This window comes from Streptomyces sp. NPDC058284, assembly GCF_042881135.1.
Taxonomy (GTDB): Bacteria; Actinomycetota; Actinomycetes; order Streptomycetales; family Streptomycetaceae; genus Streptomyces.
Window position 1 is genome coordinate 1 of record NZ_JBHVYE010000022.1, and the last position, 25,407, is coordinate 25,407.

Below are 25,407 nucleotides of genomic sequence, written 5' to 3' on the forward strand. Positions count from 1 at the left end.
CCTTTCGGCTGCGGCCGCCCCGGCGGCACGTTTCTGCTGTTCTCCCGCGCTGCGGCTCAGACCTCTTCGTGGGCGACGGCGCGGCGCGCGTCCGCGTCCAGGACGCCCCAGCTGATCAGCTGCTCGGTCAGGACCGAGGGGGACTGGTCGTAGATGACGGCGAGGGTGCGCAGGTCGTCCTGGCGGATCGAGAGCACCTTGCCGTTGTAGTCGCCGCGCTGCGACTGGATCGTGGCGGCATAGCGCTGGAGCGGGCCGGCCTTCTCCTGCGGGACGTGGGCGAGACGCTCCAGGTCGAGGACGAGCTTCGGCGGCGGCTCGGCGGCGCCGCCGGGAGCGGTACCGGGAAGCAGTTCCTGCACCGGGACGCCGTAGAAGTCCGCCAGCTCGGCGAGGCGCTGCACGGTCACGGCACGGTCGCCGCGCTCGTACGACCCCACGACGACCGCCTTCCAGCGTCCCTGGGACTTCTCCTCGACTCCGTGGAGGGAAAGGCCCTGCTGGGTGCGGATCGCGCGGAGCTTGGCCCCGAGCTGCTTGGCGTATTCGCTGGACATATAGCTCCCCGGACGCTGCGACAATCATGCGGCTCCGCCGCGTGGCTGGTAACTCACTGTGAGGTTACGCAGCGTTACTTGCTTGCGTCAAGCCGAATGGTCCTTACCGCCCCTTCGGTGGAGCCCGATGACGTGCCCGGACTTGTCTGCTGGTAGTCTGACTGGCGCAATTCCGACGTCCTTTAACGTCCGTCCTGTGAGGCGGAGAAGGAGGTCCGTTTCATATGGACACGCAAGACACGCAGGACCCGCAGGACTCCGCTGTCGCGCGCCCCGTACTCGAGGGCCCGGACATCGCGCGGGTGCTGACCCGCATCGCCCACGAGATCGTCGAACGCGCCAAGGGCGCCGACGACGTGGTGCTGCTCGGCATTCCCACCCGCGGCGTCTTCCTCGGCCGTCGGCTCGCCGAGAAGCTCGAAGCGATCACCGGCCGCACGATCCCGGTCGGCTCCCTCGACATCACCATGTACCGCGACGACCTGCGCATGCATCCGCCGCGCGCGCTCGCCCGCACCGAGATCCCCGGTGACGGCATCGACGGCCGCCTGGTCGTCCTCGTCGATGACGTGCTCTTCTCCGGCCGCACCATCCGCGCCGCCCTGGACGCGCTGAACGACATCGGCCGTCCCCGCGCGGTCCAGCTCGCCGTCCTCGTCGACCGCGGCCACCGCGAACTGCCCATCCGCGCCGACTACGTGGGCAAGAACCTGCCCACGTCGCTGCGGGAGACGGTCAAGGTGCAGCTCGCCGAGGAGGACGGCCGCGACGCCGTGCTGCTCGGCGCCAAGCCCGCCACCGCTTAAAGGCCCCGCTCCCCCCCCGCACGGGCCCGGGGCACACCCCTGCGCGCCCGCGTGCCCGCAGACCTCCACACACCGGAGTACACGCAGATGATGCGACACCTCATCTCGGCCGCCGACCTCTCCCGCGACGACGCCGTCCTCATCCTCGACACGGCCGAGGAGATGGCGCGGGTCGCCGACCGGCCGATCAAGAAGCTGCCCGCCCTGCGCGGCCGCACCGTGGTCAACCTCTTCTTCGAGGACTCGACCCGGACCCGGATCTCCTTCGAGGCCGCCGAGAAGCGCCTCTCCGCCGACGTCATCAACTTCGCCGCCAAGGGATCGAGCGTCTCCAAGGGCGAGTCCCTGAAGGACACCGCGCAGACCCTGGAGGCGATGGGCGTCGACGCCGTCGTCATCCGGCACGGCGCCTCCGGAGCGCCCTACCGCCTGGCGACCTCCGGCTGGATCGACGCCGCCGTCATCAACGCGGGCGACGGCACCCACCAGCACCCCACCCAGGCCCTGCTCGACGCCTTCACCATGCGGCGCCGCCTCGTCGGCCCCGACGCGGGACTCGGCCAGGACCTCGCGGGCAAGCACATCACCCTCGTCGGCGACGTCCTGCACAGCCGCGTCGCCCGCTCCAACGTCGACCTGCTGCACACCCTCGGCGCCGAGGTCACCCTCGTCGCCCCGCCCACACTGGTGCCGGTCGGCGTCGAGCAGTGGCCCTGCGAGGTCAGTTACGACCTGGACCGGGTGCTGCCGAAGTCCGACGCCGTGATGATGCTGCGGGTGCAGCGCGAGCGCATGAACGCGGCGTTCTTCCCCACCGAGCGCGAGTACTCGCGGCGCTACGGCCTGGACGGCGAGCGCATGGCGAAGATGCCGGAGCACGCCATCGTCATGCACCCGGGCCCGATGGTCCGCGGCATGGAGATCACCGCCGAGGTCGCCGACTCCGACCGCTGCACGGTCGTCGAGCAGGTCGCCAACGGCGTCTCCATCCGCATGGCCGTCCTCTACCTCCTGCTCGGCGGCAACGAGCCCGCCGTCACCCACACCCGGCCCACCGATTCGGAGAGCAAGTAACCATGAGCAAGATCCTGATCCGCGGTGCGAAGGTGCTGGGCGGCGAGGCGCGGGACGTCCTCGTCGACGGCGGGACCATCGAGGCCGTCGGCGCCGGGCTGAGCGCCGAGGGCGCCGAGGTCGTGGAGGCCGGGGGCAAGATCCTCCTGCCGGGCCTCGTCGACCTCCACACCCACCTGCGCGAGCCGGGCCGCGAGGACTCCGAGACCGTCCTGACCGGCACCCGCGCCGCCGCCTCCGGTGGCTACACCGCCGTCTTCGCCATGGCCAACACCTTCCCCGTCGCCGACACCGCCGGCGTCGTCGAGCAGGTCTACCGGCTCGGCAAGGAGTCCGGCTACTGCGACGTGCAGCCCATCGGCGCCGTCACCGTGGGCCTCGAGGGCAAGAAGCTGGCCGAGCTCGGCGCCATGCACGAGTCCGCCGCGGGCGTCACCGTCTTCTCCGACGACGGCAAGTGCGTCGACGACGCCGTGATCATGCGCCGCGCCCTGGAGTACGTGAAGGCCTTCGGCGGTGTCGTCGCGCAGCACGCGCAGGAGCCGCGGCTGACCGAGGGCGCCCAGATGAACGAGGGCGTCGTCTCCGCGGAGCTCGGCCTCGGCGGCTGGCCCGCCGTCGCCGAGGAGTCGATCATCGCCAGGGACGTCCTGCTCGCCGAGCACGTCGGGTCCCGCGTCCACATCTGCCACCTGTCCACCGCGGGCTCCGTGGAGATCGTGCGCTGGGCCAAGTCGCGCGGCATCGACGTGACGGCCGAGGTCACCCCGCACCACCTCCTCCTCACCGACGAGCTGGTCCGTTCCTACAACCCCGTCTACAAGGTCAACCCGCCGCTGCGCACCGAGCGCGACGTCATGGCGCTGCGCGAGGCCCTCGCCGACGGCACGATCGACATCGTCGCCACCGACCACGCCCCGCACCCGCACGAGGACAAGGACTGCGAGTGGGCCGCGGCCGCCATGGGCATGGTCGGCCTGGAGACCGCCCTGTCCGTGGTGCAGCAGACGATGGTCGAGACGGGCCTGCTGACCTGGGAGGCCGTCGCCGACCGGATGTCCTTCAAGCCCGCCGCCATCGGCCGGGCGACCGGTCACGGCCGTCCCGTCTCGGCAGGTGAGCCTGCCAACCTCGTCCTGCTCGACGCCGATTACCGTGGGGCAGTGGACCCCGCGGGCTTTGCCTCGCGCAGCCGCAACACTCCCTATGAGGGCCGTGAGCTGCCGGGCCGCGTCACGCACACATGGCTCAGGGGCCGGGCCACGCTCGTCGACGGGAAGCTCACGTGACATCACTGCTCGAACTGGCCGCCGAGAAGGAATCGGCGGAAGTGACCGACTGGGCCGCACGCATCGGCTGGGTCGTCGGTCTGCTGCTCTTCATCGCGCTCGTCTACTGGCTGATGCGCGAGGGCTGGAAGTGGCGCGGCACGCTCCAGGGCGACCTGCCCGACCTTCCCGTCGCGCCGGATGACCCGGGCCCGGCCAGACTTGAGCTGAGCGGCAGGTACCACGGCTCCACCACGGCGGGGCAGTGGCTCGACCGCATCGTGGCGCACGGCCTCGGCACCCGCAGCCGCGTCGAGCTGACGCTCACCGACGCGGGCCTGGACGTCGTACGCCCCGGCGCGAGCGACTTCTTCATCCCGCTCGCACAGCTGCGCGAGGCCCGCCTCGACAAGGGCATCGCCGGCAAGGTCCTCACGGAGGGCGGTCTGCTGATCGTCACGTGGGAACACGGCGGCAAGCTGCTCGACTCCGGCTTCCGCTCGGACCACGCGGCCGAGCAGGCCGAGTGGGTCGAGACGCTCAACACCATGATCGACCAGAACAGCACTACGGAAGGCACCGCACGATGACGACCTCCAAGCAGGGGACGGCCTCGCAGAGGAAGGGGGCGCTTCCCGCCGTACTCGTCCTGGAGGACGGCCGCGTCTTCCGCGGCCGCGCCTTCGGGGCCGTGGGGGAGACCTTCGGCGAAGCGGTGTTCTCCACCGGCATGACCGGCTACCAGGAGACCCTGACCGACCCCTCGTACGACCGCCAGATCGTGGTCGCCACCGCCCCGCAGATCGGCAACACGGGCTGGAACGACGAGGACGACGAGTCGGGCCGCATCTGGGTCTCCGGTTACGTGGTCCGCGACCCGGCCCGCATCCCCTCGAACTGGCGCGCGAAGCGTTCGCTCGACGACGAGCTGGCCGCCCAGAACGTCGTCGGCATCAGCGGCGTCGACACCCGCGCCCTCACCCGCCACCTGCGCGAGAGCGGCTCCATGCGCTCCGGCATCTTCTCGGGCGAGGCCCTGGCCACCGACGCCGAGCTGGTCGCCCGCGTCCAGGCACAGCCCCACATGAAGGGCGCGAGCCTGTACGAGGAGGTCGCCACCAAGGAGGCCTACGTCGTCCCGGCCGTCGGCGAGAAGCGGTTCACCGTCGCCGCCATCGACCTCGGCATCAAGGGCATGACCCCGCACCGCATGGCCGAGCGCGGCATCGAGGTGCACGTGCTGCCCGCCACCGCCACCGAGGAGGACGTGTACGCCGTCGCCCCCGACGGTGTCTTCTTCTCCAACGGCCCCGGTGACCCCGCCACCGCCGAAGGACCGGTCGCCCTGATGACCGCCGTCCTCAAGCGGAAGACGCCGCTCTTCGGCATCTGCTTCGGCAACCAGATCCTCGGCCGCGCCCTCGGCTTCGGCACGTACAAGCTGAAGTACGGCCACCGCGGCATCAACCAGCCGGTGCAGGACCGCACCACCGGCAAGGTCGAGGTCACCGCGCACAACCACGGCTTCGCCGTGGACGCGCCGCTCGACAAGGCCGCCGAGACCCCCTTCGGCCGCGCCGAGGTCTCCCACGTCTGCCTCAACGACAACGTGGTGGAAGGCCTCCAGCTGCTCGACCAGCCGGCCTTCTCCGTCCAGTACCACCCCGAAGCCGCCGCGGGCCCGCACGACGCCGCGTACCTCTTCGACCGTTTCGTATCGCTGATGACCGCAGAAGGAGCCCAGCGTGCCTAAGCGCACCGATATCCAGTCCGTCCTGGTCATCGGCTCCGGCCCGATCGTCATCGGCCAGGCCGCCGAGTTCGACTACTCAGGCACCCAGGCGTGCCGCGTCCTCAAGTCCGAGGGCCTGCGCGTCATCCTCGTCAACTCCAACCCGGCGACGATCATGACCGACCCGGAGATCGCCGACGCGACCTACGTCGAGCCGATCACCCCCGAGTTCGTCGAGAAGATCATCGCCAAGGAGCGCCCCGACGCGCTTCTTCCCACTCTCGGCGGTCAGACGGCCCTCAACACGGCCATCTCCATGCACGAGCAGGGCGTCCTTAAGAAGTACGGCGTCGAGCTCATCGGTGCCAACGTCGAGGCCATCAACAAGGGCGAGGACCGCGACCTCTTCAAGGGCGTCGTCGAAGAGGTCAAGAAGAAGATCGGGCACGGCGAGTCCGCCCGCTCGTACATCTGCCACTCCATGGACGACGTCCTCAAGGGCGTCGACGAGCTCGGCGGCTACCCCGTCGTCGTCCGTCCCTCCTTCACGATGGGCGGCGCCGGTTCCGGTTTCGCGCACGACGAGGAGGAGCTGCGCCGCATCGCGGGCCAGGGCCTCACCCTCTCGCCGACCACCGAGGTACTCCTGGAGGAGTCCATCCTCGGCTGGAAGGAGTACGAGCTTGAGCTGATGCGCGACAAGAACGACAACGTCGTAGTCGTCTGCTCCATCGAGAACTTCGACCCGATGGGCGTCCACACCGGCGACTCGATCACCGTCGCCCCGTCGATGACGCTCACCGACCGCGAGTACCAGATCCTGCGGGACGTCGGCATCGCGATCATCCGCGAGGTCGGCGTCGACACCGGCGGCTGCAACATCCAGTTCGCGGTGAACCCCGAGGACGGCCGGGTCATCGTCATCGAGATGAACCCGCGCGTCTCGCGGTCCTCCGCGCTCGCATCCAAGGCCACCGGCTTCCCGATCGCGAAGATCGCCGCCAAGCTGGCCGTCGGCTACACGCTGGACGAGATCCCGAACGACATCACCGAGAAGACCCCGGCCTCCTTCGAGCCGACCCTCGACTACGTCGTCGTCAAGGCCCCGCGCTTCGCCTTCGAGAAGTTCCCCTCGGCGGACTCGACCCTGACGACCACCATGAAGTCGGTCGGCGAGGCCATGGCGATCGGCCGCAACTTCACCGAGGCGCTGCAGAAGGCGCTCCGCTCGCTGGAGAAGAAGGGCTCGCAGTTCACCTTCGTGGGCGAGCCCGGCGACAAGGCCGAGCTGCTGGCGCAGGCGGTCCGTCCCACCGACGGCCGCATCAACTCCGTCATGCAGGCCATCCGCGCCGGCGCGACGCCCGAGGAGGTCTTCGACGCCACGAAGATCGACCCGTGGTTCGTCGACCAGCTCTTCCTGATCAAGGAGACCGCCGACGACCTCGCCGCCGCCGAGCGCCTCGACGCCGAGCTGCTCGCCGACGCCAAGCGGCACGGCTTCTCCGACTTCCAGATCGCCGAGATCCGCGGCCTGCGCGAGGACGTCGTCCGCGAGGTGCGCCAGGCCCTCGGGGTGCGCCCGGTCTACAAGACGGTCGACACCTGCGCCGCCGAGTTCGCCGCGAAGACCCCGTACTTCTACTCCTCCTACGACGAGGAGAACGAGGTCGCCAAGCGCGAGAAGCCCGCGGTGATCATCCTGGGCTCCGGCCCGAACCGCATCGGCCAGGGCATCGAGTTCGACTACTCCTGCGTCCACGCCTCCTTCGCGCTGAGCGACGCGGGCTACGAGACCGTGATGGTCAACTGCAACCCCGAGACCGTCTCCACCGACTACGACACCTCCGACCGGCTCTACTTCGAGCCGCTCACCCTGGAGGACGTCCTGGAGATCGTCCACGCCGAGTCCCAGGCCGGGCCGATCGCGGGCGTCATCGTCCAGCTCGGCGGCCAGACCCCGCTCGGCCTCTCGCAGGCGCTCAAGGACAACGGCGTGCCGGTCGTCGGCACCCCGCCCGAGGCCATCCACGCCGCCGAGGACCGCGGTGCCTTCGGCCGCGTCCTCGCCGAGGCCGGGCTTCCCGCGCCGAAGCACGGCACCGCGACGACGTTCGCGGAAGCGAAGGCGATCGCCGACGAGATCGGCTACCCGGTCCTGGTGCGCCCCTCGTACGTGCTCGGCGGCCGCGGCATGGAGATCGTCTACGACGAGACCCGCCTCGCCGCGTACATCGAGGAGTCGACCGAGATCAGCCCCTCGCGGCCGGTCCTCGTCGACCGCTTCCTCGACGACGCGATCGAGATCGACGTGGACGCGCTCTACGACGGCGAGGAGCTCTACCTCGGCGGCGTCATGGAGCACATCGAGGAGGCCGGCATCCACTCCGGCGACTCGGCGTGCGCGCTGCCCCCGATCACCCTCGGCGGCTTCGACATCAAGCGCCTGCGCGCCTCCACCGAGGGCATCGCCAAGGGCGTCGGCGTACGCGGACTCATCAACATCCAGTTCGCGATGGCCGGCGACATCCTGTACGTCCTTGAGGCCAACCCGCGCGCGTCGCGCACCGTCCCCTTCACCTCGAAGGCGACCGCCGTGCCGCTGGCCAAGGCCGCCGCGCGCATCTCGCTCGGCGCGACCGTCGCCGAGCTGCGCGCGGAGGGCATGCTCCCGGCCGTCGGCGACGGTGGCACGCTCCCCATGGACGCGCCGATCTCCGTCAAGGAGGCCGTCATGCCGTGGTCGCGCTTCCGCGACATCCACGGCCGCGGCGTCGACACCGTCCTCGGCCCGGAGATGCGCTCCACGGGCGAGGTCATGGGCATCGACTCGGTGTTCGGCACCGCGTACGCCAAGTCGCAGGCGGGCGCCTACGGCCCGCTGCCGACCACGGGCCGCGCGTTCATCTCCGTCGCCAACCGCGACAAGCGCTCGATGATCTTCCCGGCCCGCGAACTGGTCGCGCACGGCTTCGAGCTGTTCGCCACGTCCGGCACGGCCGAGGTCCTCAAGCGCAACGGCCTCAACGCCACGGTGGTGCGCAAGCAGTCCGAGGGCGAGGGCCCGAACGGCGAGAAGACCATCGTCCAGCTCATCCACGACGGCGGCGTCGACCTCATCGTCAACACCCCGTACGGCACCGGCGGCCGCCTCGACGGCTACGAGATCCGTACGGCGGCCGTGGCGCGCTCCGTGCCGTGCCTGACGACGGTGCAGGCGCTCGCCGCCGCCGTACAGGGCATCGACGCGCTGGGCCGCGGTGACGTGGGCGTCCGTTCGCTCCAGGAACACGCGGAACGCCTGACAGCGGCCCGCGACTAGCAGCCCACAAGGGGGACACCGGACACACGGTGTCCCCCTTCTGGTGAGGACACCCGACTTCCGGTGAGAACACCGAGGACACCCAACATGTACAAGCAGTTCTTCCACCTCGTCTTCCAGCGGATGGACCCGGAGCAGGCCCACCATCTGGCCTTCCGCTGGATCCGCCTCGCGGCCCGCATCCCCGTCCTGCGCACCTTCGTCGCGGCCGTCCTCGCGCCGCGCCACAAGGAGCTGCGCACCGAGGCCTTCGGGCTGCGGATGCACGGGCCCTTCGGCCTCGCGGCGGGCTTCGACAAGAACGCCGTCGCGATCGACGGCATGTCGATGCTCGGCTTCGACCACATCGAGATCGGCACCGTCACGGGCGAGCCGCAGCCCGGCAACCCCAAGAAGCGGCTGTTCCGCCTCGTGCAGGACCGCGCGCTGATCAACCGCATGGGCTTCAACAACGAGGGCTCGGCGGCCGTGGCCGAGCGCCTCGCGTCCCGCAGGCCCGTCTTCAGGACGGTCGTGGGCGTGAACATCGGCAAGACCAAGGTCGTCCCCGAGGAGGAGGCCGCCGCCGACTACGTGAAGTCGACCGAGCGGCTCGCCCGCCACGCCGACTACCTCGTGGTCAATGTCTCCTCGCCGAACACCCCGGGCCTGCGCAACCTCCAGGCCACCGAGTCGCTGCGGCCCCTCCTGACGGCCGTCCGCGAGGCCGCCGACCGCAGCGTCGAGGGCCGCAGGGTCCCGCTGCTCGTCAAGATCGCGCCCGACCTGGCCGACGACGACATCGACGCGGTCGCCGACCTCGCCGTCGAGCTCGGTCTGGACGGCATCATCGCCACGAACACCACCATCGCGCGCGAGGGCCTGGGCCTGACGTCCGAGCCCGCTCTCATCGCGGAGGCCGGCGGGTTGTCCGGCGCCCCCCTCAAGAAGCGCTCCCTGGAGGTCCTTCGCCGCCTCTACGCGCGCGTGGGCGACCGGATCACCCTGGTGGGCGTCGGCGGCGTCGAGAACGCCGAGGACGCCTGGCAGCGCATCCTCGCGGGCGCCACCCTGGTCCAGGGCTACAGCGCCTTCATCTACGAAGGGCCCTTCTGGGGCCGCGCGATCCACAAGGGCCTCGCCGCACGCCTGCGCACGAGCCCGTACGCCACCCTCGCCGACGCCGTCGGCGCCGACGTGAGGAAGCCCGCATGAGCGCCCTTGAACCCTTCGGCACGCGCCTGCGCCGCGCCATGGACGAGCGCGGCCCCCTGTGCGTCGGCATCGACCCGCACGCCTCGCTGCTGTCCGCCTGGGGCCTGAACGACGACGTCGCGGGCCTGGAGCGGTTCACCCGCACCGTGGTCGAGGCGCTGGCAGGCACCGTCGCCGTCTTCAAGCCGCAGAGCGCCTTCTTCGAGCGGTTCGGCTCGCGCGGCACCGCCGTCCTGGAGAAGGCGGTCGAGGAGCTGCGGGCGGCCGGTGCCCTGGTGGTCATGGACGCCAAGCGCGGCGACATCGGTTCGACGATGGCCGCGTACGCCGAGACCTTCCTGCACAAGGACTCCCCGCTGTTCAGTGACGCCCTCACGGTCTCGCCCTACCTCGGCTACGGCTCCCTTCGGCCGGCCGTCGACCTCGCCCGCGAGAACGGCGCGGGACTCTTCGTCCTCGCCCTCACCTCCAACCCCGAGGGCGCCGAGGTGCAGCACGCCGTGCGCGAGGACGGGCGCACCGTCGGGGCCACCGTCCTCGGACACCTCGCCGCGGAGAACGCGGGCCAAACGCCGCTCGGGTCCTTCGGCGCGGTCGTCGGCGCGACGCTGGGCGACCTGTCGTCGTACGACCTCGCGATCAACGGCCCGCTGCTCGCCCCCGGCATCGGCGCGCAGGGAGCGACGCCCGGGGACCTTCCCGGCGTCTTCGGGGCGGCCGTGCGCAATGTCGTGCCGAGCGTCAGCCGCGGCGTGCTCCGCCACGGACCCGACGTCACGGGCCTGCGCGACTCCGCCGCGCGCTTCTCGGACGAGATCAGGGCGGCCCTCGAAGCGCTCTGAGCGGGGCGACGGACCCGCCGCACGCACTGCGTTGACGGCCCGTTGACGAATTGCCCGGCCAAATCCGGGGCGAAATGCCTGATATGTACGGCTCGACAGAGGCTGACCAGGACTTTTCGTCTGTTCTCGCTGACTCCGGCGGCCATGCCCGCTAGTCTCCGACGAGAGCCAACGGGCAAGCGCGTTGCACGTTGCTCACCTGGTGTGGGGCGATCAGGTCCCGCACCGGTCCGTATCCGACAGTTCGACATCCGAGGTGACGTAGGCGTGGCTCTTCCGCCCCTTACCCCTGAACAGCGCGCAGCCGCGCTCGAAAAGGCCGCCGCGGCTCGCCGGGAGCGGGCCGAGGTCAAGAATCGACTCAAGCACTCCGGTGCCTCGCTTCACGAGGTCATCAAGCAGGGTCAGGAGAACGATGTCATCGGCAAGATGAAGGTCTCCGCCCTTCTGGAGTCCCTGCCTGGCGTGGGCAAGGTCCGCGCCAAGCAGATCATGGAGCGTCTTGGCATCTCCGAGAGCCGCCGTGTGCGGGGTCTCGGCTCCAACCAGATCGCGTCGCTCGAGCGAGAGTTCGGTGGCGGTGCCGCCGGCTGATGTTCTCGGGCACTCCTGAGAACCTGGATAATCGCTGCATGGCTGCAACACCCCGGGGGACGTCCCCCGTACCCCCGGACGTACGTCCGCGGCTGACCGTGCTCTCCGGCCCCTCCGGGGTCGGCAAGAGCACGGTCGTCGCCCATATGCGAAAAGAACACCCCGAGGTCTGGCTCTCGGTCTCCGCCACCACCCGCAAGCCGCGGCCCGGTGAGAAGCACGGTGTCCAGTACTTCTTCGTCTCCGACGACGAGATGGACAAGCTCATCGCCAACGGCGAGCTCCTGGAGTGGGCCGAGTTCGCGGGCAACCGCTACGGGACCCCGCGCCGCGCCGTCCTCGATCGCCTGGAGGCGGGCGAGCCCGTCCTCCTGGAGATCGATCTGCAGGGCGCGCGGCTGGTCCGCGAGTCGATGCCCGAGGCACAGCTGGTCTTCCTCGCCCCGCCGAGCTGGGACGAGCTGGTCCGCCGGCTCACCGGCCGGGGGACCGAGGCGCCGGAGGTGATCGAGCGCAGGCTCGTCGCCGCCAAGGTGGAGCTCGCCGCCGAGGCCGAGTTCGACACGACCCTGGTCAACACCTCCGTCGAGGACGTGGCCCGTGAGCTGCTAGCCTTGATGAAGGTTCTTTAATCTTTACCCTTGGTCCTGACTTCTGGTCTCGACCCCATTGGATCCCATCGGAAGGCGAAGAGTGTCCTCTTCCATCACCGCGCCCGAGGGCATCATCAACCCGCCGATTGATGAGCTGCTCGAAGCCACCGACTCGAAGTACAGCCTGGTGATCTACGCCGCCAAGCGCGCGCGTCAGATCAACGCGTACTACTCCCAGCTCGGTGAGGGCCTCCTGGAGTACGTCGGCCCCCTGGTGGACACCCACGTCCACGAGAAGCCCCTCTCGATCGCGCTCCGCGAGATCAACGCGGGTCTGCTGACGTCCGAGGCCATCGAGGGCCCGGCCCAGTAAGCGGTTCATTCCCTCACCACAGGCCCGGCAGCACGGCTGCCGGGCCTGTGGTGTGTCATGGAGCAGTACGCATCCGACTGCGGATCCGAGCGCGGGGAGACAGAGGCAGTGACCGAGAAGCCGAAGGTAGTCCTGGGGGTGAGCGGTGGCATCGCCGCCTACAAGGCGTGCGAGCTGCTGCGTCGCCTTACCGAGTCGGGCCACGACGTGCGCGTCGTACCGACCGCGTCGGCGCTGCACTTCGTCGGCGCCGCGACGTGGTCCGCGCTCTCCGGGAACCCCGTCTCCACCGAGGTCTGGTCCGACGTCCACGAGGTGCCGCACGTCCGCATCGGGCAGCACGCCGACCTCGTGATCGTCGCCCCCGCCACCGCCGACATGCTCGCCAAGGCGGCCCACGGCCTGGCCGACGACCTGCTCACCAACACACTCCTGACGGCCCGCTGTCCGGTGGTCTTCGCCCCCGCCATGCACACGGAGATGTGGGAGCACCCCGCCACCCAGGAGAACGTCGCGACCCTGCGCCGCCGCGGCGCGCTCGTCGTCGAGCCCGCCGTCGGCCGCCTCACCGGCGTCGACACCGGCAAGGGCCGCTTCCCCGACCCCGTCGAACTCTTCGAGGTCGTACGCCGGGTCCTGGCGCGCGGCGATCTCGCCCGGGACCTCGCGGGACGCCATGTCCTGGTCAGCGCGGGCGGCACCCGTGAGCCCCTCGACCCGGTGCGCTTCCTGGGCAACCGCTCCTCCGGCAAGCAGGGCTACGCGCTCGCCCGCACCGCCGCCGCGCGCGGCGCCCGCGTCACGCTCGTCGCGGCCAACACGACGCTGCCCGACCCCGCGGGCGTGGACGTCGTGCCGGTCGGTACCGCGGTCCAGCTGCGCGAGGCCGTCCTGAAGGCCGCGGCCGACGCCGACGCGGTCGTGATGGCCGCCGCCGTCGCCGACTTCCGCCCCGAGACGTACGCGACGGGAAAGATCAAGAAGAAGGACGGCCAGGATCCGGCGCCGATCGCCCTGGTCCGCAACCCCGACGTCCTTGCCGAGCTCGCGGGGGAGCGGCCGCGCGCGGGGCAGCTTGTCGTCGGCTTCGCCGCGGAGACGGACGACGTCCTGGCCAACGGCCGCGCCAAGCTCGAACGCAAGGGCTGCGACCTGCTGGTCGTCAATGAGGTCGGCGAGCGCAAGACCTTCGGCACCGAGGAGAACGAGGCGGTGGTGCTCGGCGCCGACGGCAGCGAGACGCCGGTCCCGTACGGCCCCAAGGAGGCCCTCGCGGACACGGTCTGGGACCTGGTCGCGCAACGGCTGGCCTGAGGCCCCGGGGCCTCATCCCGCCTCCATCTCGCCTCTCGGTCTCACCATCCGGACAAGCGGCCCCGAAATTCGTACGCAACTTTCGCCTTCTGGCGGAACTCGGCCACTTTCCGGCGGTTCTCTTGACGGCATCCGCGCAGGCAGGGCTCAATGTCACCTTCGCCGATCGGGCGCCTCAAACCCGGGAAAATGGGGTACGAAGCCCCGTGGCGGAGACGGATCGGCGTACCGTGCAAGGCAGTGCCGCAGGTCACAGGGCTCCCAAGTTGCGAGACATGTGGACCTGCGGCCGAGTGTGACCGATAAACTGGTCTCGGACGACGTCGGGCGCAGCCCCCGGCCGTCCACCCATGATCAGCCAGCAGCCGCTGCAACCACAGGGAGCGATGTGTCCCGGCGCCTCTTCACCTCGGAGTCTGTGACCGAGGGTCACCCCGACAAGATCGCTGACCAGATCAGCGACACCATTCTCGACGCGCTTCTGCGGGAGGACCCGACCTCCCGGGTCGCCGTGGAGACGCTGATCACCACCGGCCTCGTCCATGTGGCCGGCGAGGTCACGACGAAGGCGTACGCGCCGATCGCGCAGCTCGTGCGCGACAAGATCCTCGAGATCGGTTACGACTCCTCGAAGAAGGGCTTCGACGGCGCCTCCTGTGGCGTGTCGGTGTCCATCGGCTCGCAGTCCCCCGACATCGCGCAGGGCGTCGACACGGCGTACGAGAAGCGTGTGGAGGGCGATGAGGACGAGCTCGACAAGCAGGGCGCTGGCGACCAGGGCCTGATGTTCGGCTACGCCTGCGACGAGACCCCGGAGCTGATGCCGCTCCCGATCCACCTCGCGCACCGGCTCTCGCGCCGCCTCTCCGAGGTGCGCAAGAACGGCACCATTCCCTACCTGCGCCCCGACGGCAAGACCCAGGTCACCATCGAGTACGACGGCGACAAGGCCGTCCGCCTCGACACGGTCGTGGTCTCCTCGCAGCACGCGAGCGACATCGACCTGGACTCGCTGCTCGCTCCCGACATCCGCGAGTTCGTCGTCGAGCCGGAGCTCAAGGCGCTCATCGAGGACGGCATCAAGCTGGAGACCGACGGCTACCGCCTCCTGGTCAACCCCACCGGACGCTTCGAGATCGGCGGCCCGATGGGCGACGCCGGCCTGACCGGCCGCAAGATCATCATCGACACGTACGGCGGCATGGCCCGCCACGGCGGCGGCGCCTTCTCCGGCAAGGACCCGTCCAAGGTCGACCGCTCGGCCGCCTACGCCATGCGCTGGGTCGCCAAGAACGTCGTCGCGGCCGGCCTCGCGGCCCGCTGCGAGGTCCAGGTCGCCTACGCCATCGGCAAGGCCGAGCCGGTCGGTCTCTTCGTCGAGACGTTCGGCACGGCCACGGTCGACACGGAGAAGATCGAGAAGGCCATCGCCGAGGTCTTCGACCTCCGCCCGGCCGCGATCATCCGCGACCTCGACCTGCTCCGCCCGATCTACTCGCAGACCGCCGCGTACGGCCACTTCGGCCGGGCGATCCCCGACTTCACGTGGGAGCGCACGGACCGCGTGGACGCGCTGCGGGAGGCGGCGGGACTGTAGTCCCGGTTCTCCGAGGCTCGGCCGAGGCCCGGTATCCCTGCGGGGGTGCCGGGCCTCGGCGTTCTTCGGGCGCTGTCAGTGCGGTCTGGTAGGAATGCAGCTGTGAGCAGGGAGAACGAAGGGCCGGGGGAGGCCGAGGAGCCGGAGCAGCTTGCGCTGATCCGGGAGTCGGTGCGCAGGGCCAAGGTGCCGCGGGCCAAGCCGAGGACGTGGCGGGGGGCCGCGCTGGCCAAGGAGCTGCCGGTCGCGCGGGTGCTCGTCGACAAGGGCGTGCTGCATCTCGACCGGTACTTCGACTATGCCGTGCCCGAGGAACTCGATGAGGTCGCCCAGCCGGGGGTGCGGGTGCGGGTGCGGTTCGGGGCCGGGTCGCGGAACGTGCGGGAAGGGCGGCGCGAAGGGGGCGGGCTGATCGACGGGTTCATCGTCGAGCGGCGCGCCGAGAGCGAGTACACCGGACCGCTCGCCGCCCTCGCCCAGGTCGTGTCGCCGGAGCCGGTGCTCGACGGCGGGCTGCTCGATCTGGCGCGGGCGGTCGCCGACCGGTATGCGGGCAGCCTCGCCGATGTGCTGCAGCTGGCGATCCCGCCCCGCCACGCGCGGGCCGAGGCGCGCGAGTCGCCCGAGCCGCCCGCTCCGCCCCGCCCACCGGAGCCGGGCACCTGGCGGCGGTACGGGCACGGGGCCGAGTTCGTCGAGGCGCTGGCCGCGGGGGGCGCGCCCCGCGCCGTGTGGACGGCGCTGCCGGGACCGCAGTGGGCCGAGGAGATCGCCCGCGCCGTCCAGGCCACGCTCGCCTCGGGACGCGGCGCACTCGTCGTCGTACCGACCGGGCGTCCCGCCGCGCGCGTGGACGCCGCGCTCACCGAACTGCTCGGCGAGGGGCAGCACGCGCTGCTGACCGCCGACGCCGGGCAGGAGCGCCGGTATCAGGAGTGGCTCTCCGTGCGGCGCGGGGCCGTGCGGGCCGTCGTCGGCACCCGGGCCGCCATGTTCGCGCCGGTACGGGATCCGGGGCTGGTCGTCGTCTGGGACGACGGGGACTCCAACCACAGCGATGACCGGGCGCCCTTCCCGCATGTGCGGGAGGTCCTGGAGCTGCGGGCCTCGCGGGACAAGTGCGGCTTCCTGCTGGGTAGTTGGAGCTGCACCGTGGAGGCCGCGCAGCTCGTCGAGAGCGGCTGGGCCGCGCCGCTCGTCGCCGATCGCGAACAGGTGCGGGGCGCCGCGCCGCTGGTGCGGACCGTGGGCGACGGGGACCTCGCCCGGGACGAGGCGGCGCGGGCCGCGCGGCTGCCGACGCTGGCCTGGCGGGCCGCGAGGGAAGGGCTGAAGCACGGGCCCGTGCTGGTGCAGGTGCCGCGGCGCGGGTATGTGCCGCGGCTGGCCTGCGAGCGGTGCCGCGAGCCCGCGCGCTGCCGGCGGTGCGCGGGACCGCTGGAGGCGCAGGACAGCGGCTCCGCCCTGCGGTGCGGCTGGTGCGGGGTGGAGGAGGCGCAGTGGCACTGCGAGTCCTGCGGCGGGTTCCGGCTGCGCGCGCAGGTGGTGGGGGCCCGGCGGACCGCCGAGGAGCTGGGCCGGGCGTTTCCGGCGGTGCCGGTGCGCACGTCGGGGCGGGAGCAGGTGCTCGACACGGTGCCGGGGACTCCGGCGCTGGTGGTGAGCACACCGGGGGCCGAGCCCGTCGCCGAGGGCGGTTACGCGGCGGCCTTGCTGCTCGACGGGTGGGCCATGCTGGGCCGGCCCGATCTGCGGGCGGGCGAGGACGCGCTGCGGCGGTGGATCGCGGCCGCGTCGCTGGTCCGTCCGCAGGGTGCGGGCGGCACGGTCGTGATCGTGGCCGAACCGACGCTGCGGCCCGTGCAGGCGCTGGTGCGGTGGGACCCCGTCGGCCACGCGGTGCGTGAGCTCGCGGACCGCGCCGAGCTGAACTTCCCGCCGGTGTCGCGGATGGCGGCGGTGTCCGGGGCGCCCGAGGCGCTCACGGAGTTCCTGGCAGCCGCCGAACTGCCGTCGGACGCCGTGGTACTGGGACCCGTCCCGGTGCGGGAGGCAGGACCGGCGTCGGCCCGCCGGGGTGCGGGTGCGCCGGGCGGGGAGCAGGCGGAGCGGGTGCTGGTCCGGGTGCCGCCGGGGAGCGGGGCGGCGCTCGCGGCGTCGCTGAAGGTGGCGCAGGCCGCGCGGTTGGCCCGGGGGGCCAAAGGGGCCAGGGAGGCGGCGGGCGAGGCGGTGCGGATCCGGGTCGACCCGCTGGACATCGGCTGACCCTCGCGGCTGCCCCGCATGGTTGCCGCTGGTGTGCATGTCGCGGCTGTTCCGCCCGGTTGCTGCCGGTGCGCATGTCGCGGGCTGTCCCGTGTGGTTGCTGCCGGTCTGCATGTCGCTGCTGTCCCGCCCGGTTGCTGCCGGTGCGCATGTCGTGGGCTGTCCCGCAAGGTCGTTTGCCGGTTCGCACGTCGCTGCTGCCCCGCCCGGTCGCTGCTGGTCTGCATGTCGCTGCTGTCCCGCCCGGTTGCTGCCGGTGCGCATGTCGTGGGCTGTCCCGCAAGGTCGTTTGCCGGTCCGCACGTCGCTGCTGTCCCGTGTGGTTGCCGCTGGTGTGCATGTCGCGGTTGTCCCGCCCGGTTGCTGCCGGTGCGCATGTCGCGGTTGTCCCGCCCGGTCGCTGCCGGTCTGCACGTCGCGGCTGCCCCGCCCGGTCGCTGCGGGTCTGCACGTCGCCGCTGCCCCGCACGGACCGGCATCGGACATGGAGCTGCCCCCTCGTCCTTGGCGGAGGAGCGAGGGGGCAGCGGCCATGGGGCGGACGTCAGCCGTTGCGCGGGCCGGGAAAGGCGCTCGGCCTTGCTTCGTCGCGGAGCGCGGGGCTGCCCGCGGTGGGCTGGGTCGGCATCGCGCGGGCCGCGGGGACGGACGGCAGGGGGACGCCGACCGGCAGCGGACGCGTCGCTGTGGCCGTGGCCGTAGCGGCGGCGGTGGAGGGCACGGCCGGTGTCGGGGACTCCGCCGCGCGTTCCGCCTCGGCCGCCGCCTGCGTGGTGGCCCGGCGCGCGCCGTACCTGCGGTGGACCGCCTGCTTGGTGACGCCGAGGGCCGAGCCCACCGCGTCCCAGGAGAACCCGAGCGAGCGGTCGAAGTCCACCGCCGCGGTGACCAGCGTCTCGACGCTGTCGCGCAGCTCCTGGGCGAGACGGACGGTCGGGGCGGGGGCCCGCCCGTACACGACGAAGCCCGCGGAGGGGCTGGAACGGCGCGGGCGGTAGACGTTGCCGAGCTGGGCGGTGAGGGTGCGCAGTGCGTCCACCTGCCGGCGGACCCGTTCGATGTCCCGCACCAGGAGGTGCAGGCTGGCCCGTGCCTGGGCGTCGTGGGTTGCGTGGTCGGCCATGAACAAGCCTCTCGAACCGGCGTTTCAAAGGATCGGGCCGCATCCGAGGCCCGTTGTGGTCAACTCTTTCTTGACCAACGCGCTAGTTCGTTTGGGGTCACGGTGCAGGGGCGTATGTGCATATGCACAGGGCGCGCGCCGTTTCGTACGCCCCCGACGGCGTCAACCGCCGTCCCCGCGACGACCGCCCGGGCGGGCCCCCGCGGAGGCCCATAGACTGGTGCGCTGCCGTCGCCCCACACCTTGACCAGAGATCCGAGGTACCCACCGGTGAAGCTCGTCTTCGCAGGCACTCCCGAGGTCGCCGTACCCGCCCTCGACGCCCTGATCGCCTCCGGCCGGCACGAGGTGGCCGCCGTCGTGACCCGCCCCGACGCGCCCGCGGGACGGGGCCGCAGGCTCGTCGCGAGCCCGGTCGCGGAGCGGGCGGAAGAGGCCGGCATCGAGGTGCTCAAGCCCGCGAAGCCGCGTGACGAGGAGTTCCTGGCGCGGCTGCGGGAGATCGCTCCCGACTGCTGCCCCGTCGTCGCCTACGGCGCGCTGCTGCCCAAGGCCGCCCTGGAGATCCCGGCCCGCGGCTGGGTCAACCTGCACTTCTCGCTGCTGCCCGCCTGGCGCGGCGCGGCACCGGTGCAGCACGCCGTGCTGGCGGGCGACGAGATCACCGGCGCCTCCGCCTTCCTGATCGAGCAGGGGCTGGACTCCGGGCCGGTGTACGGCACGGTGACGGAGGAGGTGCGGCCCACCGACACCAGCGGTGACCTGCTGACCCGGCTCGCCTTCGCGGGCTCAGGGCTGCTCGTCGCGACGATGGACGGCATCGAGGACGGCAGCCTGCGGGCGGTGCCGCAGCCGGCCGACGGCGTCACTCTCGCCCCGAAGATCACCGTCGAGGACGCCCAGGTCGACTGGGCCGCGCCGGCCCTCCGCGTCGACCGCGTGGTGCGCGGCTGCACGCCCGCCCCCGGTGCGTGGACCGTCTTCCGCGGCGAGCGCCTGAAGATCATCCAGGCCGGGCTCGTCCAGGACCGCACCGACCTCGCGCCCGGTGAGCTCGCCGCGGCCAAGAACAACGTGTACGTCGGCTCCGGATCGCACGCCGTCGAACTGCTCTGGGTCCAGCCGCAGGGCAAGAAGCCGATGCGCGGCGCGGACTGGGCGCGCGGGGTGCGGATCGCCCCCGGCGAGCGGCTGGGCACGGCCGACGTAGGCTAGGTGGGTTCGACCCACACCAGCAGCGGAGCACCTTGTGAACGACCAGCCGAACCGGCGTCCCCAGAAGCCGACGGGCAAGTCGGGCAAGCCCGGCAAGCCCTACCGCCGTCCCCAGAAGGACCCCGTTCGCATACTCGCCTTCCAGGCGCTGCGCGCCGTGGACGAGCGCGACGCGTACGCGAACCTCGTCCTGCCGCCGCTGCTGCGCAAGGCACGGGAGAAGGACGAGAACTTCGACGCGCGTGACGCGGCGCTCGCCACCGAGCTGGTCTACGGGACGCTGCGCCGCCAGGGCACGTACGACGCCATCGTCGCGGCCTGCATCGACCGGCCGCTGCGCGAGGTCGACCCGCCGGTCCTCGACGTGCTCAACCTGGGCGTGCACCAGTTGCTCGGCACCCGCATCCCGACGCACGCCGCCGTCTCCGCCTCGGTGGAGCTGGCGCGCGTGGTGCTCGGCGACGGGCGGGCCAAGTTTGTCAACGCCGTGCTGCGCAAGGTCTCCCAGGACGATCTCGACGGCTGGGTGGAGCGCGTCGCCCCACCGTACGACGAGGACCCCGAGGACCATCTCGCCGTCGTCCACTCCCACCCCCGCTGGGTCGTCTCGGCGCTGTGGGACGCGCTCGGCGGTGGCCGCGCGGGCATCGAGGACCTCCTCGAGGCCGACAACGAGCGGCCCGAGGTGACGCTGGTGGCGCGGCCCGGCCGGGCCACCGCCGGTGAACTCCTGGCCTCCGTGGGCGAGGAATCCGCACTGCCCGGCCGCTGGTCGCCGTATGCCGTGCGGCTCAGCGAGGGCGGCGAGCCGGGCGCCATCGAGGCCGTCCGCGAGGGTCGCGCGGGCGTGCAGGACGAGGGCAGTCAGCTGGTCGCGCTGGCCCTCGCCAACGCCCCGGTCGAGGGTTCCGACACCAAGTGGCTCGACGGCTGCGCGGGCCCCGGCGGCAAGGCCGCCATGCTCGCCGGGCTCGCCGCCGGGCGCGGCGCCGCGCTGCTCGCCGCCGAGAAGCAGCCGCACCGCGCCGGTCTGGTCGCGCAGGCGCTCGCGGGGAACCCCGGCCCGTACGAGGTCATCGCGGCCGACGGCACCCGCCCGCCGTGGCGGCCCGGCACCTTCGACCGCGTCCTGATGGACGTGCCCTGCACCGGACTCGGCGCGCTGCGCCGCCGCCCGGAGGCCCGCTGGCGCCGCCGCCCGCAGGACCTGGAGGGCTTCGCACCGCTGCAACGCGCGCTGCTGCGCACGGCGCTGGAGTCGGTGCGCGTCGGCGGCGTCGTCGGGTACGCGACCTGCTCGCCGCACCCGGCCGAGACGCGGGCCGTCGTGGACGACGTGCTCAAGCAGACCGGCGGGGCCGAACTCATCGACGCGCGGCCCATGTTCGGGGACGTCCCGGCGCTGGGCGACGGACCCGACGTACAGCTGTGGCCGCATCTGCACGGGACGGACGCGATGTACCTGGCGCTGATCCGGCGCACCGCCTGAGGGGCGTAAGGTTGTAGGTTCGCATTTCGCGTGTCCCTTTCTCATTGATGATGGCCCTCGTCCGGCCCATGGGACAACGCGGTGAGACGCACTCCTGTCTGATCGTTCACTCGTCGCAGTGCTGTTCCCGGTCTCGTTCTATGCAGCGGCCCCCTCCCGCTTGATCGGGGAGATGTCGCAGCTGGTCGAGACCGGGAGCTCTGCGCCCCGCTCTTGCTGCTCGGGGGTGGGGTATGTCGCGTGTGATCGGCGAAGTCTCGATGAGTCTCCGTCGTACGGACGGGAAGATCGACGAAGACCTGGTCTGGTCGACGACGGGCATCGACGTCTTCGAACCTTCGATCCCTTGGCGTACGTTCCGCTGGCGAGACTGGCGAACCTGCGCTTCCTCGCGGGCTGTCGCCGCGGCTGGCTCTTCGACGAGGACCTGCTCGCGGAGATCCGGGCGGCAGATCTGTACGGGGCGACGCTGGGCGAGGCGTTTCATGCCTTCCCCCGTCACCCGGATTGGCGGGTAGGGCCACGGGCCACGGTACTGCGGCTGTTGTGGTGCCAGCACTTTGTGACGGACCTGACGGAGCCGTTGTCCGAGCGCCACATGCTGCGCCAGGGCCCGGCCACGGTGGTTGGCGCTGGCGGACGCGACCTGCCCCGCCCCATCGAGGAGCCCGAGGACGAATCCGCACTGGACGAGGAGCAGACCGAGCAGATCTGTCGGATCACGAGGTCGGGGTCTCGTGGAGGGGGACATGTGACCGGAGCTGCTGTACGTGTCGGGGTGGGCGCGAGGCTGAAGTACGACGGCGAAGTCGTCGTGGTGGTGGAGATGTTCGGCTCGGCGGCCGGCAACGAGGTGCTGGTCCGTGACGGGCCGGGGCGCAGGTTCCGTCTGTCGCTGCGCGAGGTGCTCGCCTCTGGCCGGGCCCAGGTCATCGCGACCGGGCCGGGGCCGGAATCGGACGACGACCGCGAGACAGCTTCGGTGCTGTTCGCCCTGCTCAGCGAAGAGGAACTTGCCGAGGTCCGGGAGCGGGCCGCCCATATCGACGAGGTCCTTACCGGCTTCCGGTCGGGCAGCGACGAACTCGCGGAGCCGGGCGAGCCCCGGCCCCAGTACGCGACCACAGTGCCCAAAATGCAGCGATACGAGGCGAAGGCCACCGAGTTGGGCGTGAGCGTACGCACCATCAAGCGGTGGGTGCGCGCCTTCCTCACCGACCGGGAAGCCGGGCTGGTCGATCCCGACAACATCAACTACATCTACTTCCGCCGCCCGGACACCCGCCGCTGGCACACCCTGGAGTGGGAGCACGCCCCGGCGCAGAAGTTCCCGATCAGCCAGGGGGCCATCGAGATCGCCCGGAAGATCGCGGGCGAGAAATACCGTTCCCCGACGACGAGACCGCGGTCGCCGAACTGCTCGACCGCTGGCACCTGGGCCTCGGGCTGGCCATGTCCGAGCGCCGTCTGGCTCTGCGCCAGGCCCGCGAGGAGTCCGCCTTCGACCTCCCGGGAACCGTCGAGGACGACGTGCGCATGCTGCCGTCCGTCGCACGGATCCTCGCCACCAACGCCGACGTTGAGGAGGACGACGCAGAGGAGCCGGAGGCGGTGGAGGCCGAGCCGTATGAGGGCCTGCTGCCTGGTGATGACGACGAGGACGACGAATTCGACGGTCCCGAGGACGACGGGGACTTCTACGCCGATGCTCTAAAGGACGCATGACGCAGCCCCGTCCCGAGACCCCGCCGCTGGACAACCTCACGCTCTCGCGTAAGGAGGGGCTGCGGGCCCTGGCAGACGCGCCGAAGCGGCAGCCGCCGGAGCAGCTCACGCTCAAGCAGAAGGCGCTCCTGGGCGAAGCGGCGTTGCTGGAGTACGAGCAGGGCCGCAGTATCCGGCACGCCAACCTGGGGCCGATCGGCACCCCTCAGCTCAAGGCGCTGCACGAGGACTTGTGGGACATCCTCGCGAGCAATCGGCAGGACGGCGACAAGGCCAAGGGCGCCGTCGCAGTGGACGCCTTTCCCGGGCTCGGCAAGACCACCGCGGTCTTGGACTTCGCACTGAAGTACCACCGGCAGGTGATCGAGCGGGAGGGGGCGTTCACCGCCGCTGGACACGAGCGGTGGCCGGTCTGCCGGGTCGGGCTGACCAGCAACATCGGCATGAAGGAGTTCAACCGGTCACTGCTGGAGTACTACGTGCACCCCGGCCGCAAGAGCGGCACGGCCGCGCTCTTCGCTCAGCGCGCCCTGGGCCGCGTGTTGGAATGTGAGACGCGCATCTTGGTCATCGACGATCTGCACTTCCTCAAGTGGCATGACCGCAACGGGACCGAGGTCAGCAACCATTTCGAATACATCGCGAACGAGTTCCCCGTCACGATCATCTTCATTGGTGTCGAGCTGGGGGGCCGCGGCGTGTACTCCGAGGCCAACTCCCGCGGCAACATCACCCTCGCCCAGACCGCGCGCCGCACCTGGCCAGTGCGGGCGCCGGATGCGACTGACCGACTTCGGTGAGAAGGTCCTGGCCGTTGCCCGGCCGTACGCCGGCCAACTCGGCGCCCGTGATGGCCAAGGGCGCCAGTACGAGGACGGAGAGGCAGATTCGGCACTGCTCAGCGGCAGCCGCCTTCCGCCGCAATCCACTGCCGCACGGTGCCCTCGGTAAGCCGTGAGTCCTCGGCTATCACCTGCGGCGGGACGCCGGCGCGCCAGGCGGCGAGCGCGGCCCGGCGCAGGGCGGCCGCTCGGACGGCAAGGCCGGCTCGAAGCGCGCCGGCGGAGGCGGCCAGCAGGGCGGGGGCCTCTTCGGCCAGGCGACGGGCGGCCAGGCGTACGGCGCTGCGCTCCGCCGTCAGGTCACGGCGTCCCGACTGCGGGTCGTCCCGTCCTGGCGAGAGGTCAAGGTCGTTCACGTCACGGCCTCCCGTTCGGCTTCGGCCGGTGTCGCGTCCAGGTGCCAGTGCAGGTCGCGGATGCCGGGCTCCAGGGACAGGCGGGCGATGAGTTGCTCCAGGGCGCGGGCCGGATCACCCGTCACGGGGACCACGGTCTGCAGTGCGGTCGTGTCGTCGTCCTCGCGCCGCACGCGCAGGCCGGTGGGGGTGAGCCCGCCGCCCGCCAGGGACTGCAGCAGCAGGGCGCGGATGTGGGTCTCGTCGCCCCGGTCGCAGGTGACGTGGACGCTGGCATGGACGCCCTCGGTGTCCGGGTCGTGCTGGGGGACGCGGTCGATGAGCCGTCCGGCGGGGCGCAGCAGCAGGTGGACGGCGAGGACCGTACCCGTGCCGAGCAGGGCCAGGTCCAGGCGGCCGGAGGCGGCCAGGACGCCGACGGCGGCCGAGCACCACAGCGTGGCCGCGGTGTTGAGGCCGCGGACGGAGGCGCCGTCGCGCAAGATGACGCCGCCGCCGAGGAAGCCGATGCCGGAGACAATGTAGGAGGCGACTCGGGTGGGGCTGCCGGCGTCGCCGACGGCCTCGCTGTAGAGGACGAAAAGGGTGGCTCCGGCGGCGACGAGGGCGTTGGTGCGCAGCCCGGCCATGCGGGCGCGCCACTGCCGTTCGACGCCGATCAGGGCGCCGCAGCCGACGCCGACGGCGAGCCGGAATGCGAAGTCGAAGGTGGTCAGGGCGGCCATGGGGGACCTCCTCACGCCCCGTGCGGGCAGGGCGGCCCAGGGACGCGGGCGCAGGAGGAGAGCGCGGCTACCGCGTGCCGGAAGGATGCGTGGACGACTGGATGCGGGGCCTTGGGCGGCCCGGCCTACTGTGACTGCGATCCATGTCTCTCGCCTCCCTCCGTCTTTCCTGTGAGGACACCCGGGAGTCTAGCCCCATACTTGCATTGACGCGCAAGTAGCGGTGCGGCCCGGGCTGGCGGCCACCGTGGGGCAGGCCGGCCGTTATTTGCGTATCAGTGCAATTAGCTGTCAGACTCCTCGCGGCATGCTGCCCGCCGCGCCGTGCGGACGAGGCCGTCCTGCCGCACCCGATGAACGCATCACTGAATGGAGGCAGCCATGGGCGAAGACCCTCCCAG

The 25,407-nt window shown here is 71.4% G+C and carries 22 protein-coding genes; 18 read left to right on the forward strand and 4 right to left on the reverse strand.

The genetic code is table 11. The features are described from left to right. Positions 1-56: 56 nt before the first annotated feature. Positions 57-557, reverse strand: coding sequence for a transcriptional regulator BldD (bldD, locus tag ACFVYR_RS26855; RefSeq protein ID WP_030787240.1), 501 nt, complete (start codon positions 555-557; stop codon positions 57-59). A 224-nt stretch (positions 558-781) separates the two neighbouring features. Between bldD and pyrR the strand changes: the two genes are divergently transcribed. From pyrR to ACFVYR_RS26925, 14 genes are all read left to right on the forward strand, one after another. After that, positions 782-1,363, forward strand: coding sequence for a bifunctional pyr operon transcriptional regulator/uracil phosphoribosyltransferase PyrR (gene pyrR / locus ACFVYR_RS26860; protein ID WP_384257928.1), 582 nt, complete (start codon positions 782-784; stop codon positions 1,361-1,363). 87 nt (positions 1,364-1,450) lie between these two features. After that, complete coding sequence (locus ACFVYR_RS26865; protein ID WP_384258095.1) at positions 1,451-2,437, forward strand: aspartate carbamoyltransferase catalytic subunit; 987 nt, start codon at positions 1,451-1,453, stop codon at positions 2,435-2,437. A gap of 2 nt (positions 2,438-2,439) precedes the next feature. Then, complete coding sequence (locus tag ACFVYR_RS26870; protein ID WP_384257931.1) at positions 2,440-3,726, forward strand: dihydroorotase; 1,287 nt, start codon at positions 2,440-2,442, stop codon at positions 3,724-3,726. Then, positions 3,681-4,295: a hypothetical protein gene (locus ACFVYR_RS26875; RefSeq protein WP_384257933.1), complete on the forward strand. Its 615-nt coding sequence runs from the start codon at positions 3,681-3,683 to the stop codon at positions 4,293-4,295. The genes ACFVYR_RS26870 and ACFVYR_RS26875 overlap by 46 nt, the downstream gene beginning before the upstream one ends. After that, entirely contained in the window at positions 4,292-5,458 is a 1,167-nt protein-coding gene (carA, locus tag ACFVYR_RS26880) for a glutamine-hydrolyzing carbamoyl-phosphate synthase small subunit (RefSeq protein WP_384257936.1), read from the forward strand. Before ACFVYR_RS26875 ends, carA begins: the two co-directional genes overlap by 4 nt. Further along, the gene (gene carB / locus ACFVYR_RS26885; RefSeq protein ID WP_384257938.1) at positions 5,451-8,759 is read left to right on the forward strand and encodes a carbamoyl-phosphate synthase large subunit; all 3,309 of its coding nucleotides are present in this window, start codon (positions 5,451-5,453) and stop codon (positions 8,757-8,759) included. Before carA ends, carB begins: the two co-directional genes overlap by 8 nt. Before the next feature lie 87 nt (positions 8,760-8,846). Further along, positions 8,847-9,953: a quinone-dependent dihydroorotate dehydrogenase gene (locus ACFVYR_RS26890; protein ID WP_384257940.1), complete on the forward strand. Its 1,107-nt coding sequence runs from the start codon at positions 8,847-8,849 to the stop codon at positions 9,951-9,953. Next, positions 9,950-10,795: an orotidine-5'-phosphate decarboxylase gene (gene pyrF / locus ACFVYR_RS26895; protein ID WP_384257943.1), complete on the forward strand. Its 846-nt coding sequence runs from the start codon at positions 9,950-9,952 to the stop codon at positions 10,793-10,795. The genes ACFVYR_RS26890 and pyrF overlap by 4 nt, the downstream gene beginning before the upstream one ends. A gap of 267 nt (positions 10,796-11,062) precedes the next feature. Beyond that, positions 11,063-11,389, forward strand: coding sequence for an integration host factor (locus tag ACFVYR_RS26900; RefSeq protein WP_055564204.1), 327 nt, complete (start codon positions 11,063-11,065; stop codon positions 11,387-11,389). A 38-nt stretch (positions 11,390-11,427) separates the two neighbouring features. After that, on the forward strand, positions 11,428-12,021 hold the full coding sequence (gene gmk, locus ACFVYR_RS26905) for a guanylate kinase (protein ID WP_384257945.1): 594 nt from the start codon (positions 11,428-11,430) through the stop codon (positions 12,019-12,021). 61 nt (positions 12,022-12,082) lie between these two features. Further along, complete coding sequence (gene rpoZ, locus ACFVYR_RS26910; RefSeq protein WP_005319902.1) at positions 12,083-12,355, forward strand: DNA-directed RNA polymerase subunit omega; 273 nt, start codon at positions 12,083-12,085, stop codon at positions 12,353-12,355. A gap of 57 nt (positions 12,356-12,412) precedes the next feature. Next, positions 12,413-13,669: a bifunctional phosphopantothenoylcysteine decarboxylase/phosphopantothenate--cysteine ligase CoaBC gene (gene coaBC / locus ACFVYR_RS26915; protein ID WP_384257948.1), complete on the forward strand. Its 1,257-nt coding sequence runs from the start codon at positions 12,413-12,415 to the stop codon at positions 13,667-13,669. A gap of 388 nt (positions 13,670-14,057) precedes the next feature. Further along, on the forward strand, positions 14,058-15,266 hold the full coding sequence (gene metK, locus ACFVYR_RS26920; protein WP_384257950.1) for a methionine adenosyltransferase: 1,209 nt from the start codon (positions 14,058-14,060) through the stop codon (positions 15,264-15,266). Between the two features lie 102 nt (positions 15,267-15,368). Next, entirely contained in the window at positions 15,369-17,531 is a 2,163-nt protein-coding gene (locus tag ACFVYR_RS26925) for a primosomal protein N' (protein ID WP_384257953.1), read from the forward strand. Between the two features lie 544 nt (positions 17,532-18,075). Here the strand turns inward: ACFVYR_RS26925 and ACFVYR_RS26930 are convergent. Then, positions 18,076-18,654, reverse strand: coding sequence for a hypothetical protein (locus ACFVYR_RS26930; protein ID WP_384257955.1), 579 nt, complete (start codon positions 18,652-18,654; stop codon positions 18,076-18,078). Between the two features lie 270 nt (positions 18,655-18,924). Between ACFVYR_RS26930 and fmt the strand changes: the two genes are divergently transcribed. The 4 genes from fmt (at position 18,925) to ACFVYR_RS26950 (ending at position 23,883) form a co-directional block, all read left to right on the forward strand. Further along, positions 18,925-19,869, forward strand: coding sequence for a methionyl-tRNA formyltransferase (fmt, locus tag ACFVYR_RS26935; RefSeq protein ID WP_384257958.1), 945 nt, complete (start codon positions 18,925-18,927; stop codon positions 19,867-19,869). Between the two features lie 34 nt (positions 19,870-19,903). Continuing rightward, positions 19,904-21,358, forward strand: a complete 1,455-nt coding sequence (locus tag ACFVYR_RS26940) for an RsmB/NOP family class I SAM-dependent RNA methyltransferase (protein WP_384257960.1) — start codon at positions 19,904-19,906, stop codon at positions 21,356-21,358. 346 nt (positions 21,359-21,704) lie between these two features. Beyond that, entirely contained in the window at positions 21,705-23,072 is a 1,368-nt protein-coding gene (locus ACFVYR_RS26945) for a hypothetical protein (protein ID WP_384257962.1), read from the forward strand. A 7-nt stretch (positions 23,073-23,079) separates the two neighbouring features. Further along, positions 23,080-23,883, forward strand: coding sequence for a TniB family NTP-binding protein (locus tag ACFVYR_RS26950; RefSeq protein ID WP_384257965.1), 804 nt, complete (start codon positions 23,080-23,082; stop codon positions 23,881-23,883). Between the two features lie 98 nt (positions 23,884-23,981). Here ACFVYR_RS26950 and ACFVYR_RS26955 read toward each other — a convergent pair whose 3' ends face one another. Continuing rightward, the gene (locus ACFVYR_RS26955) at positions 23,982-24,281 is read right to left on the reverse strand and encodes a hypothetical protein (RefSeq protein WP_384257967.1); all 300 of its coding nucleotides are present in this window, start codon (positions 24,279-24,281) and stop codon (positions 23,982-23,984) included. Continuing rightward, positions 24,278-25,006, reverse strand: coding sequence for an MgtC/SapB family protein (locus ACFVYR_RS26960; protein WP_384257970.1), 729 nt, complete (start codon positions 25,004-25,006; stop codon positions 24,278-24,280). Before ACFVYR_RS26960 ends, ACFVYR_RS26955 begins: the two co-directional genes overlap by 4 nt. Positions 25,007-25,407 lie beyond the last annotated feature (401 nt).

Bases quoted from the DNA above. Each gene is read 5' to 3' on its own strand.
- bldD (WP_030787240.1), bottom strand. From the start codon at position 557: ATGTCCAGCGAATACGCCAAGCAGCTCGGGGCCAAGCTCCGCGCGATC.
- ACFVYR_RS26875 (WP_384257933.1), top strand. From the start codon at position 3,681: ATGGCTCAGGGGCCGGGCCACGCTCGTCGACGGGAAGCTCACGTGACA.
- ACFVYR_RS26930 (WP_384257955.1), bottom strand. From the start codon at position 18,654: ATGGCCGACCACGCAACCCACGACGCCCAGGCACGGGCCAGCCTGCAC.
- ACFVYR_RS26865 (WP_384258095.1), top strand. From the start codon at position 1,451: ATGATGCGACACCTCATCTCGGCCGCCGACCTCTCCCGCGACGACGCC.
- pyrF (WP_384257943.1), top strand. From the start codon at position 9,950: ATGAGCGCCCTTGAACCCTTCGGCACGCGCCTGCGCCGCGCCATGGAC.
- gmk (WP_384257945.1), top strand. From the start codon at position 11,428: ATGGCTGCAACACCCCGGGGGACGTCCCCCGTACCCCCGGACGTACGT.
- pyrR (WP_384257928.1), top strand. From the start codon at position 782: ATGGACACGCAAGACACGCAGGACCCGCAGGACTCCGCTGTCGCGCGC.
- carA (WP_384257936.1), top strand. From the start codon at position 4,292: ATGACGACCTCCAAGCAGGGGACGGCCTCGCAGAGGAAGGGGGCGCTT.
- ACFVYR_RS26870 (WP_384257931.1), top strand. From the start codon at position 2,440: ATGAGCAAGATCCTGATCCGCGGTGCGAAGGTGCTGGGCGGCGAGGCG.
- ACFVYR_RS26960 (WP_384257970.1), bottom strand. From the start codon at position 25,006: ATGGCCGCCCTGACCACCTTCGACTTCGCATTCCGGCTCGCCGTCGGC.
- coaBC (WP_384257948.1), top strand. From the start codon at position 12,413: ATGGAGCAGTACGCATCCGACTGCGGATCCGAGCGCGGGGAGACAGAG.
- ACFVYR_RS26890 (WP_384257940.1), top strand. From the start codon at position 8,847: ATGTACAAGCAGTTCTTCCACCTCGTCTTCCAGCGGATGGACCCGGAG.
- ACFVYR_RS26950 (WP_384257965.1), top strand. From the start codon at position 23,080: ATGACGCAGCCCCGTCCCGAGACCCCGCCGCTGGACAACCTCACGCTC.